This is a genomic window from Comamonas koreensis, from assembly GCF_014076495.1.
Lineage (GTDB): Bacteria > Pseudomonadota > Gammaproteobacteria > Burkholderiales > Burkholderiaceae_C > Comamonas > Comamonas squillarum.
The window spans coordinates 4,113,492-4,130,885 of record NZ_CP043575.1 but is presented as its reverse complement, the minus strand read 5'-3'; the positions used below and the strand labels follow the sequence as shown (position 1 = coordinate 4,130,885).

General features: G+C 64.7%; 16 protein-coding genes. 10 read left to right on the top strand and 6 right to left on the bottom strand.

Annotated elements, in window-relative coordinates:
- Positions 1 to 228 precede the first annotated feature (228 nt).
- A complete protein-coding gene (locus F0Q04_RS18810; RefSeq protein ID WP_198424332.1) occupies positions 229 to 2,655 on the top strand; it encodes a TonB-dependent siderophore receptor in 2,427 nt (808 codons plus the stop codon).
- Positions 2,656 to 3,011: 356 nt separating this feature from the next.
- A complete protein-coding gene (locus F0Q04_RS18805; protein WP_182342895.1) occupies positions 3,012 to 4,328 on the top strand; it encodes an Ig-like domain-containing protein in 1,317 nt (438 codons plus the stop codon).
- 85 nt (positions 4,329 to 4,413) lie between these two features.
- Here F0Q04_RS18805 and F0Q04_RS18800 read toward each other — a convergent pair whose 3' ends face one another.
- The gene (locus F0Q04_RS18800) at positions 4,414 to 5,328 is read right to left on the bottom strand and encodes a LysR family transcriptional regulator (RefSeq protein WP_182342894.1); all 915 of its coding nucleotides are present in this window, start codon (positions 5,326 to 5,328) and stop codon (positions 4,414 to 4,416) included.
- 89 nt (positions 5,329 to 5,417) lie between these two features.
- Here F0Q04_RS18800 and F0Q04_RS18795 point away from each other — a divergent pair, with 89 nt between their 5' ends.
- Positions 5,418 to 6,773, top strand: coding sequence for an MFS transporter (locus F0Q04_RS18795; protein WP_182342892.1), 1,356 nt, complete (start codon positions 5,418 to 5,420; stop codon positions 6,771 to 6,773).
- A complete protein-coding gene (locus F0Q04_RS18790; RefSeq protein WP_182342890.1) occupies positions 6,766 to 7,170 on the top strand; it encodes a DUF4440 domain-containing protein in 405 nt (134 codons plus the stop codon). Before F0Q04_RS18795 ends, F0Q04_RS18790 begins: the two co-directional genes overlap by 8 nt.
- A 229-nt stretch (positions 7,171 to 7,399) precedes the next feature.
- On the opposite strand, the gene F0Q04_RS18785 is transcribed toward F0Q04_RS18790, so the two are convergent.
- From F0Q04_RS18785 to imuA, 3 genes are read right to left on the bottom strand one after another with little or no spacing between them, the layout of a single operon-like run.
- Entirely contained in the window at positions 7,400 to 10,528 is a 3,129-nt protein-coding gene (locus F0Q04_RS18785) for an error-prone DNA polymerase (RefSeq protein ID WP_182342888.1), read from the bottom strand.
- 24 nt (positions 10,529 to 10,552) lie between these two features.
- Positions 10,553 to 12,085, bottom strand: a complete 1,533-nt coding sequence (locus F0Q04_RS18780; protein WP_232539401.1) for a Y-family DNA polymerase — start codon at positions 12,083 to 12,085, stop codon at positions 10,553 to 10,555.
- Positions 12,003 to 12,818 carry a translesion DNA synthesis-associated protein ImuA gene (imuA, locus tag F0Q04_RS18775; protein WP_182342886.1) on the bottom strand — a complete coding sequence of 272 codons (816 nt, stop codon included), beginning with the start codon at positions 12,816 to 12,818 and terminating at the stop codon, positions 12,003 to 12,005. The genes F0Q04_RS18780 and imuA overlap by 83 nt, the downstream gene beginning before the upstream one ends.
- 169 nt (positions 12,819 to 12,987) lie before the next feature.
- Here imuA and F0Q04_RS18770 point away from each other — a divergent pair, with 169 nt between their 5' ends.
- Together F0Q04_RS18770 and F0Q04_RS18765 are read left to right on the top strand one after the other, a co-directional pair.
- Positions 12,988 to 14,031: an MlaD family protein gene (locus F0Q04_RS18770; protein WP_409935168.1), complete on the top strand. Its 1,044-nt coding sequence runs from the start codon at positions 12,988 to 12,990 to the stop codon at positions 14,029 to 14,031.
- Complete coding sequence (locus F0Q04_RS18765; protein WP_232539400.1) at positions 14,028 to 14,708, top strand: hypothetical protein; 681 nt, start codon at positions 14,028 to 14,030, stop codon at positions 14,706 to 14,708. Before F0Q04_RS18770 ends, F0Q04_RS18765 begins: the two co-directional genes overlap by 4 nt.
- A gap of 29 nt (positions 14,709 to 14,737) precedes the next feature.
- On the opposite strand, the gene F0Q04_RS18760 is transcribed toward F0Q04_RS18765, so the two are convergent.
- Positions 14,738 to 14,977 (bottom strand): hypothetical protein, encoded by a 240-nt coding sequence (locus F0Q04_RS18760; protein ID WP_182342884.1) that lies wholly within the window; start codon positions 14,975 to 14,977, stop codon positions 14,738 to 14,740.
- Between the two features lie 218 nt (positions 14,978 to 15,195).
- Between F0Q04_RS18760 and F0Q04_RS24225 the strand changes: the two genes are divergently transcribed.
- Together F0Q04_RS24225 and F0Q04_RS18755 are read left to right on the top strand one after the other, a co-directional pair.
- Positions 15,196 to 15,324, top strand: coding sequence for a hypothetical protein (locus tag F0Q04_RS24225; protein ID WP_260719959.1), 129 nt, complete (start codon positions 15,196 to 15,198; stop codon positions 15,322 to 15,324).
- 54 nt (positions 15,325 to 15,378) lie between these two features.
- A complete protein-coding gene (locus tag F0Q04_RS18755; protein WP_116925895.1) occupies positions 15,379 to 15,699 on the top strand; it encodes a plasmid stabilization protein in 321 nt (106 codons plus the stop codon).
- A gap of 54 nt (positions 15,700 to 15,753) precedes the next feature.
- Here the strand turns inward: F0Q04_RS18755 and F0Q04_RS18750 are convergent, their stop codons facing one another.
- The gene (locus F0Q04_RS18750) at positions 15,754 to 15,903 is read right to left on the bottom strand and encodes a hypothetical protein (RefSeq protein ID WP_165841178.1); all 150 of its coding nucleotides are present in this window, start codon (positions 15,901 to 15,903) and stop codon (positions 15,754 to 15,756) included.
- A gap of 169 nt (positions 15,904 to 16,072) precedes the next feature.
- Between F0Q04_RS18750 and F0Q04_RS18745 the strand changes: the two genes are divergently transcribed.
- Both F0Q04_RS18745 and ykgO read left to right on the top strand, forming a co-directional pair.
- The gene (locus F0Q04_RS18745; RefSeq protein WP_116925896.1) at positions 16,073 to 17,131 is read left to right on the top strand and encodes an SDR family oxidoreductase; all 1,059 of its coding nucleotides are present in this window, start codon (positions 16,073 to 16,075) and stop codon (positions 17,129 to 17,131) included.
- A gap of 111 nt (positions 17,132 to 17,242) precedes the next feature.
- Positions 17,243 to 17,392 (top strand): type B 50S ribosomal protein L36, encoded by a 150-nt coding sequence (ykgO, locus tag F0Q04_RS18740; RefSeq protein WP_116925897.1) that lies wholly within the window; start codon positions 17,243 to 17,245, stop codon positions 17,390 to 17,392.
- The last annotated feature ends 2 nt before the right edge of the window (positions 17,393 to 17,394 follow it).

The window sequence follows — 17,394 nt, the reverse complement described above, 5'->3', positions numbered from 1 at the left end:
GGGGCCGTTTTGGCCAGCAGCTGTGCCCGCGTTTACTGGGGCGGCGCTGCCAGGCATTCGCGGATTTCAGGCGGTGTACAGCCCACGCCATCCACGCAGGAATCCATCTGACGGTGGCAGCGCCCAGTGTGCTGTGCGCTTTGGCAGCCTGCACTCCAAGCTTCGCACGCGCTTTGCAGCGCTGTCTCGTCCCGTCATAGCTTTTTTATCGGACGAGAGCACTCTTTCATGTCTTCATTCACTTTCAAGCCGCGCCGCACCGTGCTGGCGCATGCGGCGGTCTGCCTGGGCCTGGCCCTGCACATGCAGGCGACGATGGCACAAACCGCCAGCTTCGATATTCCGGCGCAGCCGCTCGCTAGCGCGCTGGCCCAATTTGCCCGCCAGGCGAACCTGGGCTTTACCGCCGCACCAGCCGCAGCGCAGGGCCGCCAAGCGCCCGCCCTGCATGGTGCGCAGGATGTGTCGCAGGCTTTGCAGGCCTTGCTGCAGGGATCGGGCCTGCAGGGCCGGGTGGAAGGGGGCGTGTTGATGGTGCAGGCAGCCGCGCCTGCGCCCGCTGCCGCAGCATCGGCTGCCTCTCCATCTGCAGCGGGAGGCGAAGTCACGCTGTCGGAGGTGACGGTGCGCAGCAACCAGCTCGGTGAGATCACCGAGGACTCGGGCTCTTACACGCCGGGCGCTGTGGCGACGGCGACCCGCCTGGTGCTGACGCCGCGTGAGACGCCGCAGTCCGTCAGCGTGGTGACGCGCCAGGTGATGGATGACTTCCAGCTCCACTCGATTGACGATGTCATCAACCACACGCCGGGCGTGAGCATCGTGACCTACGACAGCGAGCGCACCGAGTACTACGCGCGCGGCTTTGCAATCCAGAACTTCCAGTACGACGGCATTCCGATGTCGCGCAACTCGGCCTATTCCGCGGGCAATACGCTGACCGATATGGCGATCTACGACCGGGTGGAAGTGCTCAAGGGTGCCACCGGGCTGCTGACTGGCAGTGGCGATCCGGGCGCCACCATCAACCTGGTGCGCAAGAAGCCGACCAAGGAGTTCAGTGGCCATGCCAGCATCAGCGCCGGCAGCTACCAGAACTACCGGGGGGAGCTGGACGTCAGCGGCGCGCTCAACGACAGCGGCAGCATCCGCGCGCGCGGCGTTGCCACCTACCAGGACAAGCACTCGCAGCTCGATCGCTACGAGCGCAAGACGGGCGTGCTCTACGGCATTGTCGAGGTGGACCTGACGCCCCAAACCCTGCTGACGGTGGGCGCCGACCGCCAGGACAACAAACCCACGGCATCGACCTGGGGCGGTATCCCTTTGCTCGATGCGAGCGGCCATTTCAACGCCATGCCGCGCTCGTTCAACAACGGCGCCGACTGGAGCCACTGGGACCAGTACACCCGCACCGCCTTTGCTACCTTGGAGCACTACTTAGACAATGGCTGGGTCACCAAGCTGCAACTCAACCACCAGATCAACGGCTACAACGCCAACCTGGGCGCCGCAGCCGGTGGCAACCCCGATCCAGTGACCGGTGCCGGCGTGCGCATGTGGAAGGGCCAGTACATAGGCCGCACCACCAGCGATGCGGCCGACCTGTATGCCAGCGGCCCCTTCTCGCTGCTGGGGCGCAGCCATGAGCTGGTGGTGGGCGGCAGCCTGGCCAAGCGCCGTTGGAAAAACGATGGCTACTACAACGACAACAGCGGCTTTGACGGCGTGGTGGACAACTACTACCAGTGGAATGGTAAGGTGCCTGCCCCGGTGTGGAACAGCGCGCCTGACTACAGCGATGACGAGAGCACCTATGAGAACGGCCTCTACACGACCGCCCGCTGGAACCTGCGCGATGAATTGAAGCTCATCACCGGCGGGCGCCTGTCCAACTACAGAAACCGGGTGCAGGAGCAAAAGGAAAAGAATGTCTTTACGCCCTACCTGGGCGCCGTGTATGACCTGAACCAGAACTACTCGGTCTATGCCAGCTACAGCGGCATCTTCAAGCCGCAGTCCGACCAGACCGAGCAGGGCCGCACCTTGGATCCGCTCGAGGGCAAGAACTATGAGCTCGGCGCCAAGGCCTCGTTCTTTGGCGGCCGGCTCAATGCCAGCGCTGCTGTCTTCCAGACCTTGCAGGACAACTATGCCGTGGAGAGTGGCGGCATCACCCCCAGCGGCAACCCCGCGTACCGTGCAATCCAGGGCGTCAAGACCCGGGGCTGGGAAGCGGAGGTGTCCGGCCAGATCACGCCCGCCTGGCAGATCCAGGCCGGTTACTCGCACAGCATTGCGCGCAAGGATGGCGAGCGTGTCTCCACCCTCACGCCGTCCAACCAGTTCAACCTCTACACCAGCTACAAGCTCGCTGGCAGCCTGAGCGGTTTGACCCTGGGTGGTGGCGCGCGCTGGCAGGACAAGACCTGGGGCAGCATCAACGTGCCGACCGGTGGCAATGCCGTGCACACCGTGCAGAACTACTGGGTCTGGGATGCCATGGCCCGCTACGACTTCAACAAGCAGCTGTCCGCCTCGCTCAACATCAAGAACCTATTCGACAAGAAGTACTACACCATCTTCAGCTGGTACAGCACCTACACCTGGGGCGAGCCGCGCACGGTCAACGTGAGCCTGAACTACAAGTTCTAAGCGCCGCTGTAGTCAACGCATGCACCACCGGTCTGCAAAGGCTGGTGGTGCATTTTTCTGGGGGCAAGGCGGCCCTTGCTCAATGCTGGCGACGCGCAGAGGTCTGCCGATACATCAATGGCAGCCACGGGATACATATAGACCAGTGGATTGGAAACAAATAAATACATTTACACTGGCCGGTGTATGAGGTCTGCGCCACAGACCGCGACAAACCGGATGAAACGGTCATTGATTCACGTTATTTGACCTTCATCATGTGTTTCCCCAAGCTTTGCTAAATAGACTTCATCTTTTGCTTTATCAGCACGATCAAATGTATTGATGGTGCCTAACATGATTGCCAAGGAAGTGTTATGACTCGTCAGCGAAACGCCCGGAACATCGTTGTTTCCTCGGCCATGTTGCTGGCCACCTCCAGCCTCTTTGCCCAGGGGCTGATCACGGTGTACCAGAACGATTTTGAAACGCCCAACGCAGCGCAGTACGCGGCAGAGATTTGCAAAGATGGCGGTGGCACCCCGGCGGGGAGTAACAACTACGGGACTTTCTCTCAAAATTACAGCGATCCGGCCAACGGCTTTTCGTTCGTTCAAGTCAAAACGGCCGATCGCCTGTGTACCAAGGCGGTCAACAATCCTACCGCCAATGCCAGCCACTCGCCGGCTTGGCAAGGCACCGGCTATGCCGATGATTCGCGCCCTTTGAACCGATTCACGGGTGGTATTGTTCGTCAGTCCGGTGACTATCGGCACCGAGAGGCGGTGGGCCTGGTTTTTCCGACACAAGGCCAGCAGTTCATGGATCTATCGATGGATTGGTCTGGGCTTGCCGTGCAGCTCGATGGCGCCAACCCCGCCAACCCTGGCGACTTCTACAACAAGCTGTGGATCAACAGACCGAACAAAGACTACAGCGTCAAATTCCGTTTCTACCGGCTTGAAGCTGGTGACAGCTTTGTCTTGGTGGATAACGCGGCTGCGGAGTCTTCGGTGAATATCAATGCGGTGCCTGCCAGCCCTGTGCGCACAGAGGTGTTTTCTTTCTCCAGCGCTTCGCCGGATGGCCTGTCGTTTGACTGGCATGCGATGCACTATGCCTTGGATATGGCGAACATGGGCTTTAACAGTTCAACCCAGCGCCTGGGCGTGGTCTGGGAGCTGGAGACTGACCAGTCTTATGCGGCCTTTGACAATATTCTGGTAACTGCCTCACAGGTTCCAGCCGCCGAGGTGGTCAAGGGCGTTGATGATGAGCACAGCTTGCCCAATATCTCGGATGCCTTTGCGATTCCCGATGTCACCGCCAACGACTATGTGGAAGGCGGCGGCAGCGCCATCAACAAGGCATCGGTTCAGTTGTTGAGCGCGCCGCAGTATGGCGCGCTGAGCATCCCCGATCCCATCCACCCCGAGCTGATTCTCTACACACCCGACGGCGTGTACTTTGGCGATGTGACTTTCCAGTACAGGGTCTGTGATACGTCGGCCCCTACGCCTGCCTGTACGACCGATCCTGTCACCGTGACCTTGCACATTCCTGCCAAGGTCACGCCACCCGAGCCGGCTGCGCCAACGCCTGTACCCGGGCTGGCTGGTTGGGGCATCGGCTTGCTGTCGATGCTGACGCTGGGCCTGGCCGGGTTCTTCAGCAGAAAGCGCCACACTGCCTAGTGGCCAAGCCCTCTTCGGAGGGTTTTTTTCATGCTGACTAACGCACTGATCCCAGTTGAGGCCGCAATGTGAAGTTAAGCCTGGCCTAGCCTGTGCGCCGTTGCCCCAGGTGCTTGCTGAGAAAGTCGATAAAGGCGCGGGTCTTGTGCGGCAGGTGGGGGCTGTTGGGAAAAACAGCGCTGATCGACTGGCGTGGCAGGCTGTAGCCGGGCAGCAGCTGCTGCAATGCGCCGCTGTGCAGGTCCTGCTCGACCAGCCAGGCCGGCAGCACCGCGATGCCCAGCGATGACAGCGCCATCAGGCGGATAGCGGCGGAGGTGTTGGCATGGTGGGCGGCGCTGCCTTTGACCTCGGTCTCCTTGTCCTGGGGGCCGCGCAGGATCCAGTGCGTGGGGCTGTGAAGATTGCTGTTGGCAATCCAGGGGAGCGGGGCCAGATCAGCGGGCTGCCGCACCGGATGCCTTTTGAGCAACGCAGGCGAGGCGACGAGCACGATGTCGTAATCGTCCAGTTTGCGGCTCTTGAAATCCGAATCGGCCAGGCTGCCCAGGCGCACCACCAGGTCGAGCTTTTCTGCAATCAGGTCGCTCAGCGAGGAGTTGGTGTCGTAGCGGATGGAGATGGCCGGGTACTGCTGCACGAACCTGGCCACCAGCGGCAGGATGTAGCGCTCGCCATATTCGCCCGTGGTGCTCAGGCGCAAGGTGCCCGAGATGCGCTTGCGGCCCTGCATGGCCATGTCAAACTTGCTCTCCAGCTGGACGACCAGCTCCTTGAACTCATCGTAGAAGTTCTGGCCCGCTTCGGTCAGCGCAATGCTGCGTGTGCTGCGCAGCAGCAGCGTGACGGCCAGGGCCTCTTCCAGGGCTTTGACATGCAGGCTGGCCATGGCCTTGCTGATGGACAGGTAATCGGCCGCCTTGGTGTACGAGCCCAGCTCGACAACGGCCAGAAAGGTCTGCACGCGGTGCAGCTGGGTGGAGAGAGCGATGCGGTTCATTGTTCAATCTGGCCAAACAAAGTTTCAAGCATAGCGGTATCGACGGGCCGCGCAGCCCTGCCTACCATCCTGGGCCAAAGGGATCCAAGATGACGTACCGCTACCGCATTGCCACCGTGTTCTTGCTGGGATTTTTTATTGACTGCATCAACATCTTCATGCCCGCCGTGGCCTTGCCACGCATGGCCGCCGCGTTCCAGATCGGCAGCGCGGCCAGCGCCTGGGTCGCGAATGCCTACATCCTCGGGCTGACCCTTGTCATTCCGCTCAGTCCCTGGCTGGCCAGCCGCTGGGGCGCTCGGCGCATGCTGGCAGCATCGATGCTGGTGGTTGCGGGGGCTGTCTGGGCATGCGGCGAGGCCAGCAGTTTTGGCCAGATGGTGGGCTGGCGCTTTGTGCAAGGCATGGCTGGGGGCTTGCTGATCCCTGTGGGCCAGGCGATGACCTTCAACCGTTTCCAAGGCGCCGAGCGGGCCCGCATCTCGACCCTGGTCATGGCAGTGGCCCTGCTGGCGCCCGCGCTGTCTCCCAGCCTGGGCGGCTGGATCGTGGATCAGGCCTCCTGGCGCTGGGTGTTCCACGCCAATATTCCGCTGGCCCTGGCGGCCGCTGCGTTGTCATGGCTGTGGCTGCGCGAGGAGCCCAGGCCAGCGCAGACGCGGCCCGACCTGCTCGGCCTGCTGCTGATCAGCGCCGCGCTGGCCAGTGCCTTGCTCGGCATGTCGCTCTACGGTGCGGGCCAAGCGGGCGTGGTGGCATTGGCTTGTTTGGGGGCTGCGCTGCTGTTGGCCCGCCTTTATGCCAGCCATTCCCGCAACGTGGCCGATGCCATTGTGGATGTGCGTTTGCTCCAAAGCCCGCGGCTCGCGCTGTCGATCTGGGTGTACTACGCCATCCCCGGCATTTTTACCGGCGTGAACCTGCTCAATATCTTTTATCTGCAAGACCTGCTCCATATGGGAGCGGCGCAGACGGGGCGCTTCATGGTGGTGTATGCCGCAGGGGCGCTGGTGGCCATGGTGCTGTGCGGGCGCCTGTACAACCGGGTGGGGGCTGGGCGGCTGTTTGTGCTTTCGATGCTGCTGCACAGCCTGGGCATTGCGGCGCTGGCGGCGGTGGATTCCACACAGGATCTGCCGATCCTCATCCTGGCCTATGCGCTGATGGGCACAGGCGGCGGGATGGGCGCCAACACCGCGCAGACCACGGCGCTGATGGATTTTGACGGCGCCCAAACCCACAAGGCCAGTGTGCTGTGGAACATCAACCGCCAAATGGCCTTCAGCGTGGGCGCGGCGCTGCTGCTGATGCTTTTCAATCTGCTTGCCCAGCGCTGGTCTGCGCCCCAGGCCTATCACCTCACATTTGCGATCGCCGCCTTGCTGGGATTGCTTCCCCTTCTTCCACTACGCAGCTTGCCTGCAGAAAAAACCCACCATGAATAATCCCTACACCCAGGCTGCCGAGCGCAGTGTCTACGACGTGCACGAACTGATCCAAACCATTTTTGCCGGCGCGCCGGGCATGGCGCGGGCTGCCATTGACCAGCTGATGCCCGTATTTGCGGAAGGCTTCAGCATGGTGACCACCGCAGGTGCCGTGGTGCAGCTGCCGCAGGTGGCTGCCATGTTCCAGCAGGCCGCTGCTGGTCGGCCCGGGCTGCGCATTGAGATCAGGGAGGTGGCCACCGTCTGGCAAGCCGCTAGCAGCGTGGCGCTGCGCTACCAGGAGACCCACCATCTGAACGGTACAGCCATGGCGCGCTGGGCCACGGCGATTGTTGATTGCGCCGATGGGGCCGTGCGCTGGCAGTACCTGCATGAGACGGCCTTGGGCCGCTGATGCCAAGCGGGCAGCAGCGGAGTTCTGCGATGACGAGCGCCCGTGTTCACTTCATCCGCTGCAGCCGCATCGGCACCTGATATCGCTCGGCATGGATTGACGTGGTGCTACCAATCCGTGAATCGCCCAGGCTTTGCTAGACACTCTTGTGCTGTTGGTTGGACTGCCCCTGGTTAGGTTGACGAAATCAGCCTATCTTTGGACTGCCCTTGGTCAGGGCCAGTCCCCCTCACCGAAAATCCCGGCTCCGAATCCGCAGGCTGTCATACCAGTCCGAGACATCCCGCAACTGGTGCGCGATCAGGTTGCCGACCTCGCCGCTGCGCTGCCAGCGGCCTTGCACGGCCAGGAACTGGGCGTGCAGCAGGGCATCGCGCTGGGCGCTGCGCAGATGGGGCCAGCAGATGACTTGCAGGTTGCCGGTTTCGTCCTCCAGGGTGATAAAGACGACGCCCTTGGCAGTGGGTGGTTGCTGTCGCAGGGTGACGATGCCGCAGGCGCGCACCCAGCTGCCGTCGCGCGCTTCGCGCAGCTCGGCCTGGGTTTGGAAGCGGTGGCGCTGCAGGCGTTCGCGCAGCAAGGCCATGGGGTGGCGGCGCAGGCTCAGGCCCAGCGCGGCATAGTCCCAGTGGATGTCTTCCTGCTCACTGGCGGCGGGCAGTTGCAGCTCTTCCTCGTCGATGGGGGCTGCGCGCAGCAGGCGGCTGTGGTGCAGCGGTGCGGAGGCGTGCCAGAGCTGGTTGCGGCGGTGGCCTTCAAGGCTGGCCAGGGCATCGGCGGCGGCCAGGTACTTCATCGCCGGGGCGTCCAGCTGGGCGCGGCGGGCCAGGTCCTGGGCGCTGTCGAAGGGGGCGGCGCTGCGGGCCTGCAGCAGGCGCTCGACTTGTGTCTGCTGCAGCTGCTTGACCAGGCGCAGGCCCAGGCGCACGGCGGGGTGGGGGCCGCTGGCCGCTTCGGTAGTGCAATCCATGCCGCTGTGCATCACATCGACGGGCAGCACCTGCACGCCATGGCGCTGGGCATCCTGGATCAGCTGGCTGTTGCTGTAAAAGCCCAGCGGTTGGCTGTTGATCATGGCTACTAAAAACTCAGCCGGGTAGTGGCATTTGATCCAGGCACTGAAGTACACCAGGATCGCAAAGCTGGCGGCATGGCTCTCCGGAAAACCGTATTCCGAAAAGCCCTGGATCTGTTGAAAGATCGACTCGGCAAAGGCCTGCGAGTAGCCATTGCCGGTCATGCCGTTGATGATCTTGTCGTAGTACTTTTGCAGGTTGCCGGTGCGGCGCCAGGCCGCCATCGAGCGGCGCAGCTGGTCGGCCTCGCCGGCGCTGAAGCCGGCCGCATCGATGGCGATCTGCATCACCTGCTCCTGGAAGATGGGCACGCCCAGGGTGCGCTCCAGCGCCGGGCGCAACAGCTCGCTTTCGTACTGGATTTCTTCCAGCCCCTGGCGGCGGCGCAGATAGGGGTGGACCATGCCGCCCTGGATGGGGCCGGGCCGCACCAGCGCGACCTCGATCACCAGGTCGTAGAACTCCCTGGGCCGCAGGCGCGGCAACATGCTCATCTGGGCGCGGCTTTCGATCTGGAAGACGCCGATCGTGTCGGCCGCGCAGATCATGTCGTAGGTGGGTTTGTCGTCGTGCGGGATATCACCCAGCGCAAAGCTGCGGCCCTGGCGTGCGCCCACCAGGCGCAGCATTTTTTGCAGCGCGGTGAGCATGCCCAGCGCCAGCACATCGACCTTGAGCAGGCCGACGGCATCGAGGTCGTCCTTGTCCCACTGGATGACGGTGCGGTTCTCCATGCTGGCGCGCTCGATCGGCACGATGCGCGAGAGCGGGCCCCGGGTGAGCACAAAGCCGCCCACATGCTGGGACAGGTGGCGCGGAAAATCGCGCAGGGTCTCGACCAGCTCCTGCAGCTGGCGCACGGCCAGGTCACCCGCCTGCAGGCCGCACTGGGCCAGCGCTTCGGCCCGCAGCAACTCGTCGTCCCAGCGCGAATGGTCACGTGCCAGCAGATCGATGCTGGGCGGCGCAAAGCCCAGCGCCTTGGCCACATCGCGGATCGCGGATTTGCGCCGGTAGCGGATGACGACGGCAGTGAGGCCTGCGCGGTGCAGGCCGTATTTCTTGTACAGGTACTGGATGACCTCTTCGCGCCGGGCATGCTCAAAGTCGACATCGATATCGGGCGGCTCGTTGCGCTCCTTGCTGATAAAGCGCTCGAACAGCACCCGGGTCTTGTCCGGATCGACCTCGGTGATGCCCAGGCAAAAGCAGACCGCCGAGTTGGCGGCCGAGCCCCGGCCCTGGCAGAGGATGTCCTTGCTGCGGGCAAAGCGCACGATGTCGTAGACGGTCAAAAAGTAGTGCTCGTACTGCAGCTCGGAGATAAGGGCCAGCTCTTTTTCCAAGGTGGCCTGCACCTGCGGCGGCGTGCCTTGCGGCCAGCGGCGGGCCGCCCCTTCGTAGCTGAGCTGGCGCAGATAGGCCGCTGGTGTGAGCTGGGGCGGCACCACCTCGTCGGGGTACTGGTAGCGCAGCTCGGTCAGCGAGAACTGGCAACGCGCGGCAATGTCCAGGGTGGCGCCTAGCAGATCGGGCGGGTACATCTGCGCCAGCCGCAGCCGGCTGCGCAGGTGCTGCTCGGCATTGGGCTGCAGCGCGTAGCCGCAGTCGGTCAGCGGGCGGCGCAGGCGGATGGCGGTCAGCACATCCTGCATGGGCTTGCGCGAGCGCACATGCATGTGCACATTGCCAGCGGCCACCAGCGGTACGCCACTGCTGCTGCCCGCCGCGCGCATCTGCGCCAGCCAGGCCTCGTCGCCCAGGCTGCGATCGAGCTGCACGGCCAGCCAGCAGCGGCCGGCAAAGTGCTGCTGCAGCCAGGCGGCCTGGGCCTGGGTTTGCGCCGGGCTGGCCTGGCGGCTGGGGGCCAGCAGCAGCAGGCAGTCTTGCAGCGCGCGTGGGTGGATGGCCGATTGCGCCAGCGCATAGCTGCCCTTGGGCGATTTGCGCCGCAGTTGGGTGATGAGGGCGCAGAGGTTGCCATAGCCATGCAGGTTGCAGGCCAGTGCCACCAGGGTGAAGGCGGGCGCGGCCGCATCGCTGGGCTGCACCTCAAACTGCGCGCCCACGATCAGCGGCAGCCCGCAGTCACGCGCTGCGACATGGGCGCGCACGATGCCGGCGAGCGAGCATTCATCGGTCAGGGCCAGCGCGCGGTAGCCTTGGGTATGGGCGCGGTCGACCAGCTCATGCGGGTGGCTGGCGCCGCGCAGAAAGCTGAAATTGCTCAGGCACCACAGCTCGGCGTAGTGGGGGATGGAGAGTTTGGGACGCGTGGCCATGGCTCTAGACGGGTGCGGCGCTGCTCAGGCAAAGCGGCCATGCAGAAACCAGGCGCCGCTGTTGGCGGACAAGCGGGTGTGGAAGATCCACAGCAAGCCGGCATGCGGGCTGTGGGCGACCCAGTAATCACGCAGCGCGGTGTGGGCGGTTTGGGTGATGGGGGCGGGTTGGGGCGGATCTTTGCGGTGATCGCTGTGATCGCTGCCGGGGGCCGCCTCATCGATGTGGGTGTCGCCATCCGAGTCGGCCGCCGGCAAAAAACCAGGGCTGCGGTGCCACCAGCCGCCTTCGATGCGCTGCGGGCCCAGCAGCAGCTGCAAGGGGCCGTGGTAGAGCGGCCGGCTCTGGCTGTCCTGCAGCAGTTGCAGGGGGGTGGGCAGCAAGAAGCTGGGCTGCGCAAGGGGCGGCACATGCAGCGGTGCATGCAGCCGTGAATGGGGCTGTGCAGCGGGCGGGGCGGCCTTGGCCTTGCCGGCTGGCTGCGCGGGCAGCCACTGCACCTGCCACTCGGGGCGGTGGTCGGGCCGCAGCAGCGGGCGCTGCACCTGGTCTTCGCCCAGGCGGGCGGTGATGCGTTCGAGCACCTGCTCCAGGCTTTCGCCATCGGCGGTTTTGTCGGGCAGCAGGCTGGCACTGCGCTCTTGCAACGCTTCGGGGGCATCGGCATGCAGGCGCAGCTCGCCGACAGGGGCTTGCAGCTGCACATGGGCCAGGTGCTCTTGCAGCAGGCGGCACAGGTGCTGCAGATCGCGCGTGGTGCTGGCGGTGTGGATGGTCAGCTCACCGCCATCGCCTACATGGCGGGAGCGCATCGCATCATGGCACCAGCACAGCCGAAAGCTGCGTACGCCCGCCCGCTGCGCCGCCAGCCAGCCGCACAGCTGCAGCAGCAGCTGGCGCGCGCCGTGCATCAGCGCATCTGCCTGGTCGATGCGCATGGGCAGCTCCAGCCGGGCATCAAAGCGGGCGGGCAACTGGATCCAGGGGTAGCGGTCGGGCAGCAGGCCATGGGCCTGGTCAAGGGCTTTCAGGATGTCCGTATCCATGCGCCGGGCCAGCGCGCCCCGGGGCAGCGCATGCACGGCGCCCAGGCTCTGGCAGCCCAGCTGGCTCAGCAGCTCGGCATGGCGGGCCACTGCATCGATGGCCTGCAAGGGCAGGGGCGCCAGCATCTGGGGCAGCGGCTGGCCCATGCCGTGGCGGATGCCGCAGCGCGCCAGCGCAATGGCCGCCAGGCTGGTGGGGGCCCAGCTGATGGCCTGCACGCCCAGCTGCCGGCTCTCGCGCAACAGGCGCCGGGCCAGTTGCTGGCGGCCGCCAAACAGGCGTTCGCTGGCCGAGAGCTCCAGCACCAGGGCATCGCCAAACACACTGTCCGAGGGCACGCAGGCCAGGCGCGGCGTGAACTGCTGCGCCCACAGTGCCAGGCCTTGCATCTGGGCCGTGGGCGTGGCGGGCGCGGCTGGGGTGGCCTCAGTGCTGCAGGCTGGACTGGGGCGCGCGCTGGCGGCGGGGTGGGGGAGTTGGGGCAGCAGGGCGGCCCAGATCGCTGTCATGGTCTGGCAAGAGGATGGCTCGGGTCGAGTTGGTGGAAGGAAGGGTGGCTGGCTGCGGCACGGTGCCGGGCCACAGGCGCGCGGGCAGCACGGCTTGCAGGCTGGGCGGCACGGCGGGCAGCTCCAGCGTGCCCTCGTGCACAGGGCCCCGGCGTTTGAGCAGCTCCAGCTGCAGCGACCAGGGCTGGCTGCTGCGCACCAAGAGGCGCAGTGGCGCCGCCGAGGCCTGGTGCCGGCTGCTCTCGGGCCGGAACACAAACACCAGGCCTTCAAACTGCTGGGCGCTGATCTGCAGGCGGCGTATCTGCTCGGGCTGCACCTGGGGCAGCCAGGCCAGCAGGGCGGCTGCGGCATTGGCCCGGAGCAGCTGCTCCAGCGCCCAGAGCTGGTCTTGCGGGCGGCTGCCGTGGATCCAGACCAGCTGCCCAGGCGCCAGGCCGCTTTGCGCCAGCCCGCTGGCATGGGGCGGCAGCGGCGGGCCCAGTGCGATGACAGGTTTGTGCGCTGGGCACTGCTGCAGGGCCATGCCGGTCAGGCGCCATTCCAAGGTGCCCGCCTGGGGCTGCAGCACCTCCGTCAGGCCCTGGCTGGGCCAGCCTTTGCCAGGCAGCTCGGCATCCAGCGCATCCCACCCAGTGGGGATGCCCGCCATCGGCGCGCGCACCAGGTGGTCGCCGCGCCAGAGCTGGGCGGCCACCGTGGGCGGCAGGGACAGGGCATCGAGTTTAGGCATGGCAAATAACTGTATATATGTACAGTATAAGAGCTTGCGCGGCTGCGATGTGTAACAAGCGACGGGCAAGCAGCGGGCGACTGGGCTGGAAAGTGAGTGTCTGCCTTTCAAAACAACCCATTGCAGCTTTGTTTTGAAGCGGGCAGCCAGCCGGGTAAGATCGCGGTACATGCAAATACCAGAACCCCACGACTCTGCCGACCGCCCCGCGCCGCCGTCTTCTGCCGCCTCTGCGCGGCGTATGGCCGTGGTCGATGGTGTGGCGGTAGACGGCCTGGCGCCGGTGCCGCACCTGGAGCGCAAGGCCGGGGCATTGCTGCTGTTTACCTTGCTGCTGATCCTGGGCTCGGCCTTCTACCTGATGTATGCGCGCGGCGTGTTTGAGCCCAAGCAGTCGCTGATCCTGACGGCCGATGACTCCGAAGGCGTCTCCATTGGGCTGGACATGACCTTCTCCGGCTTTGCGATCGGCAAGGTCAGCAAGATCGAGCTGGCGCCCGATGGCACGGTGCGCATCCATGTGGATGTGCCCGAGAAAGATGCACACTGGCTGCGTAGCAGCAGCGTGTTCACCTTGGTCAAGGGCCTGGTGGGCGGCACGACGATCAAGGCCTACTCGGGCATTCTGGACGACCCGCAGCTGGAGGACGGCGCTGTGCGCGCGGTGCTGTCGGGCGATGCGACGGCCGAGCTACCCCAGCTGATGAGCAATGCCCGCCAGCTGCTGGAGAACCTGAACATGATGACCTCCGCTGGCTCGGCCTTGGGCGGCACCCTGGAGCAGCTGCGTGACCTGAGCACCAAGCTCAACGGCCCCAGCGGCGCGCTGGGCGTGGTCATGGGCGGCGACGCCGAGGCGCGCAAGATATCGCAGACCCTGGACCGCACCAACCAGCTGCTGGCGCGGCTGGACGGCCTGGCCAAGAATGCCGACAAGCAGGTGTTTGGGGCCGATGGCGTGATGCCCGAAGTGCGCGCCACGGTGCAGCAGCTCAATGCCGTGCTGGGCGATGTGCGCGGCAGCCTGAAGAAGGTGGATGCGGTGCTGGTGGAGGCCCAGGCCGTGGGCGCCAATGCAAAGGATGCCACCCACCAGCTGGGTGATTTGCGTGCCGATGTGGAAGCCAACTTGCGCAAGGTGGAAGGCATGCTGACCGAGCTGAACCGCAAATGGCCGTTTGCCAAAAAGGATGCCGAGGTGCGACTGCCATGAGCGCCATGATTGCCATCACCACCCGCCTGGCCGCCGCACTGCTGGCTGCCGCTGTGCTGGGCGGCTGCGCCAGCGGCAAGAAGGCGCCCGACTGGGCGATCAACGAACAAGGCGCTGCCGAGCGCGCGACCGATGCCTACCTGTCGGGCAACAGCCGGGTGGCCGATGCCGAATGGCGGCGTGCACGCGATGAGGTAAGCCGCACCGCACGGCCCGATCTGCTGGCCCGGCTGGAGCTGGCGCGCTGCGCTGCGCAGGTGGCTGCCTTGGATGCCGCCCCTTGCACAGGCTTTGAGGCCGTGGCCCAGGATGCCGCCGATGCCGAACAGGCCTATGCGCGCTATCTGCAGGGCCAGCTGGCTGCCGGGGATGTGGCGCTGCTGCCCAAGGCCCAGCAGGCGGTGGCGCCGCTGGCGCCTGCGCAGGCAGCCGCTGCGCTGGCGGCGATAGAGGACCCGCTCTCGCGCCTGGTCGCTGCCGGGGTGTTGGCGGCGCGCGGGCCGGTGCCGATGGCGGTCGTCACCCAGGCGGTGGACACCGCTTCGGCCCAGGGCTGGCGCCGTGCCGTGATGGCCTGGCTGATCAACCAGCAGCGCCTAGCGCGGGAGCTGGGCGATACGGCGCTTGCCGAGCAGGTGCAGCGCCGGCTGGATCTCCTGCAGGCAACGCAGAAATAAGACCGCAGGCGCTCAAGCGCTGCATTCACTCACATTGACTGGCTCGTCGTCGTATCGGGCGCTGGCTCTGGCTGCGTGCCGGGGTAGGGGTGCTCGGGGTTGCCTGGGTAGGGGTGCACCGGCTCGCTTGGGTAGGGATGCTGCGGGTTGCCCGGGTAGGGATGCAAAGGGCTGGGCTCATACGTGCCCGGCTCACCAGGCGCCGGCTGGGGCTGGCCCGGGATAGGGGGCTGGGTATGCGATTGGCTGGGGTCGTAGGGCTGGGGCATGGTCGTTCTCCTGCTGCGGCATAGACAGCGCATGCAAAAGCCCAGTGTTGCAAGCGCTATGGCTGCGCTGTGTAGGCCTGGGGAGCGCGCAAAGGTACGCGCATCGCCGTTACGCCCTGTGTAAAGCGGAACAAGCGGCAGCAAAGCGTTTTTCTGACAGGCAGCGCCTTGCGCCAGGGCTAGGCTGAAAGCATTGACTCAGCCCTCGGAGAACCCCCATGCGCCATCTGCCCCCTGCAAACCTTGCGCTGGCTACACCACAAGCGCAAAAGCCAGTCCCCACCACCCCCAAGAAGCCCCAGCCCGGTGGTGGAGGCCCGCCTGCCGATGGTGATCCATCGCAGTAACCCCCATCCACCCTGAGCCACCCCGCCTCAACGCAGCACCCAAGGAGATTTGTGATGCCCCAAGGAGATAAATCCGCTTATACCGATAAGCAAAAACGCATGGCCCGCCATATCGAGAAAAGCTACGAGAAAAAAGGCGTGTCGGAAGACGAAGCCGCTGCACGCGCCTGGGCCACGGTGAACAAGGCTACCGGCGGCGGCAAGCGCTCCGGATCGGGCCGGGGCAAGGCCACAGGGCCGGGGTCGCAGCTCGCAGCCGCGCGCTCGGCAGCGGCCAGAAAAGCCGCAGCCAGCCGCAGCCCCGAAGCGCGCTCCGCATCGGCCAAAAAGGCGGCGGCTACCCGCAAGCGCAATGCCGCTGCCAAGAAAAACTGAGGATGTAAAACAGGCCAGCCACCGGGTGGTGTACTGGCCTGTTGCGTTGCCCGTTTAGACGGGTTCCGGATCTTTCACCGGTGGTTCATGCCCAGGTTCCTCGATCGGCAAGGTGCTGTCCGGCGGATCAATGGGCTCGGGCTTGGGCAGATCCGGCGGCGGTGGCGCCACCGGCGGTTGAGGGGGCGTAGTAGGGGTTGGCATGGCGGCCTCCTTTCTGCCTTGTTTGTACTGCGCGCTGCGACGGCCGTATGTCGGACAAGCTTGTCAGCGGGTAAGCGCATGTAGGGCGGTCGAGATTGATGTAGCAGCGGTGTGCCGCTGCGGTATGTCGTTTCATTCTTTTAGAGTTCAAGATCCAAGGAGTTTCAGCATGAGCCCATCCACCAGCAAGTCCAAAAAGAGCGCCAGCAAGAAGCCTGCGGCAGAAAAGCGCTCGGTCGAGGAAGTGGTGGCTGCACAGCAGCGCATCCAGCATGCGCAAAGCCAAAATGACGCTCGGGCCAAGGCGTCCAAAAAAGCCAAGAGCAGCAAGGACGATAAAACCCGTAAAAAGACCGCACCCGGCCCCGGCCACGAGGTACCCACACCGCCGATGCCTGGCAAAAAGCTGGCCAAGCCCGGGCATGAGAAAGCGCTCGATCTGCAACCGCTCTACCTGGCAGACAACTACCGGGGCAGCGGCAAGCTCGAGGGCAAGACGGCGGTCATCACCGGCGGCGACTCGGGCATTGGCCGGGCGGTGGCCGTGCTGTTTGCCCGCGAGGGCGCGAATGTGGCGATCCTCTACCTCAATGAGCACGATGATGCGAAAGAAACCTGCCGCCTGATCGAGGACGAGGGCCAGCAGAGCCTGGCAATCTCCGGCAATGTGCAGGACCCGCAGTTTTGCGACAAGGCCGTCAAGCAGGTGCTGAAAAAATTTGGCGCGCTCAATGTGCTGGTCAACAATGCTGCGTTCCAGCAGCATGCGGCCGACATTGAGGACCTGAACACCGAGCGCCTCGACGAGACCTTTCGCACCAATATCTTTGGCTACTTCCACATGGTCAAGGCCGCCATTCCGTACCTGCAGCGGGGCGATGCGATTGTGAACACCGGCTCCGTTACCGGCCTGCGCGGCAGCAAGCAGCTGCTGGACTACTCTGCGACCAAGGGCGCCATCCATGCGTTTACTAAAGCGCTGGCGCAGAACCTGATGGAGCGGGGCATACGGGTGAATGCGGTGGCCCCGGGCCCGGTGTGGACACCGCTGAACCCGGCCGACAAAAACCCAGAGGACCTGCGCAAGTTTGGCGCTGACACGCAGATGGGCCGGCCCGCCCAGCCCGAGGAGCTGGCGCCCGCCTATGTGTTTTTGGCCTCCCAGGCCTGCTCCAGCTATATCTCCGGCATTGTGTTGCCGGTGACGGGGAGCGTCGGCGAATCCTGAGCGAAGGCTTGCGGATGCAGCGCTTTACATCGATCCCACGGAATGGGGTTGAAATGATAATGATAATTTATTATCATTTTTGCTCTGTTGCTGTTTTGGAGAAGCTCTGCCATGCAAGTCCTGTCCTCGCTCAAAGAAGCCAAGAAGCGCCACCGTGATTGCCAGGTGGTCAAGCGCCGTGGCCGCATCTATGTGATCTGCAAGTCCAACCCGCGCTTCAAGGCGCGCCAGGGTGGGGCCAAGAACAAGCACAAGCGCTGACA

What these genes read in the sequence shown, in the direction of transcription:
- F0Q04_RS18810 (WP_198424332.1), top strand. Translation starts at nt 229, where the DNA reads ATGTCTTCATTCACTTTCAAGCCGCGCCGCACCGTGCTGGCGCATGCG.
- F0Q04_RS18805 (WP_182342895.1), top strand. Translation starts at nt 3,012, where the DNA reads ATGACTCGTCAGCGAAACGCCCGGAACATCGTTGTTTCCTCGGCCATG.
- F0Q04_RS18800 (WP_182342894.1), bottom strand. Translation starts at nt 5,328, where the DNA reads ATGAACCGCATCGCTCTCTCCACCCAGCTGCACCGCGTGCAGACCTTT.
- F0Q04_RS18795 (WP_182342892.1), top strand. Translation starts at nt 5,418, where the DNA reads ATGACGTACCGCTACCGCATTGCCACCGTGTTCTTGCTGGGATTTTTT.
- F0Q04_RS18790 (WP_182342890.1), top strand. Translation starts at nt 6,766, where the DNA reads ATGAATAATCCCTACACCCAGGCTGCCGAGCGCAGTGTCTACGACGTG.
- F0Q04_RS18785 (WP_182342888.1), bottom strand. Translation starts at nt 10,528, where the DNA reads ATGGCCACGCGTCCCAAACTCTCCATCCCCCACTACGCCGAGCTGTGG.
- F0Q04_RS18780 (WP_232539401.1), bottom strand. Translation starts at nt 12,085, where the DNA reads ATGACAGCGATCTGGGCCGCCCTGCTGCCCCAACTCCCCCACCCCGCC.
- imuA (WP_182342886.1), bottom strand. Translation starts at nt 12,818, where the DNA reads ATGCCTAAACTCGATGCCCTGTCCCTGCCGCCCACGGTGGCCGCCCAG.
- F0Q04_RS18770 (WP_409935168.1), top strand. Translation starts at nt 12,988, where the DNA reads ATGCAAATACCAGAACCCCACGACTCTGCCGACCGCCCCGCGCCGCCG.
- F0Q04_RS18765 (WP_232539400.1), top strand. Translation starts at nt 14,028, where the DNA reads ATGAGCGCCATGATTGCCATCACCACCCGCCTGGCCGCCGCACTGCTG.
- F0Q04_RS18760 (WP_182342884.1), bottom strand. Translation starts at nt 14,977, where the DNA reads ATGCCCCAGCCCTACGACCCCAGCCAATCGCATACCCAGCCCCCTATC.
- F0Q04_RS24225 (WP_260719959.1), top strand. Translation starts at nt 15,196, where the DNA reads ATGCGCCATCTGCCCCCTGCAAACCTTGCGCTGGCTACACCACAAGCG.
- F0Q04_RS18755 (WP_116925895.1), top strand. Translation starts at nt 15,379, where the DNA reads ATGCCCCAAGGAGATAAATCCGCTTATACCGATAAGCAAAAACGCATG.
- F0Q04_RS18750 (WP_165841178.1), bottom strand. Translation starts at nt 15,903, where the DNA reads ATGCCAACCCCTACTACGCCCCCTCAACCGCCGGTGGCGCCACCGCCG.
- F0Q04_RS18745 (WP_116925896.1), top strand. Translation starts at nt 16,073, where the DNA reads ATGAGCCCATCCACCAGCAAGTCCAAAAAGAGCGCCAGCAAGAAGCCT.
- ykgO (WP_116925897.1), top strand. Translation starts at nt 17,243, where the DNA reads ATGCAAGTCCTGTCCTCGCTCAAAGAAGCCAAGAAGCGCCACCGTGAT.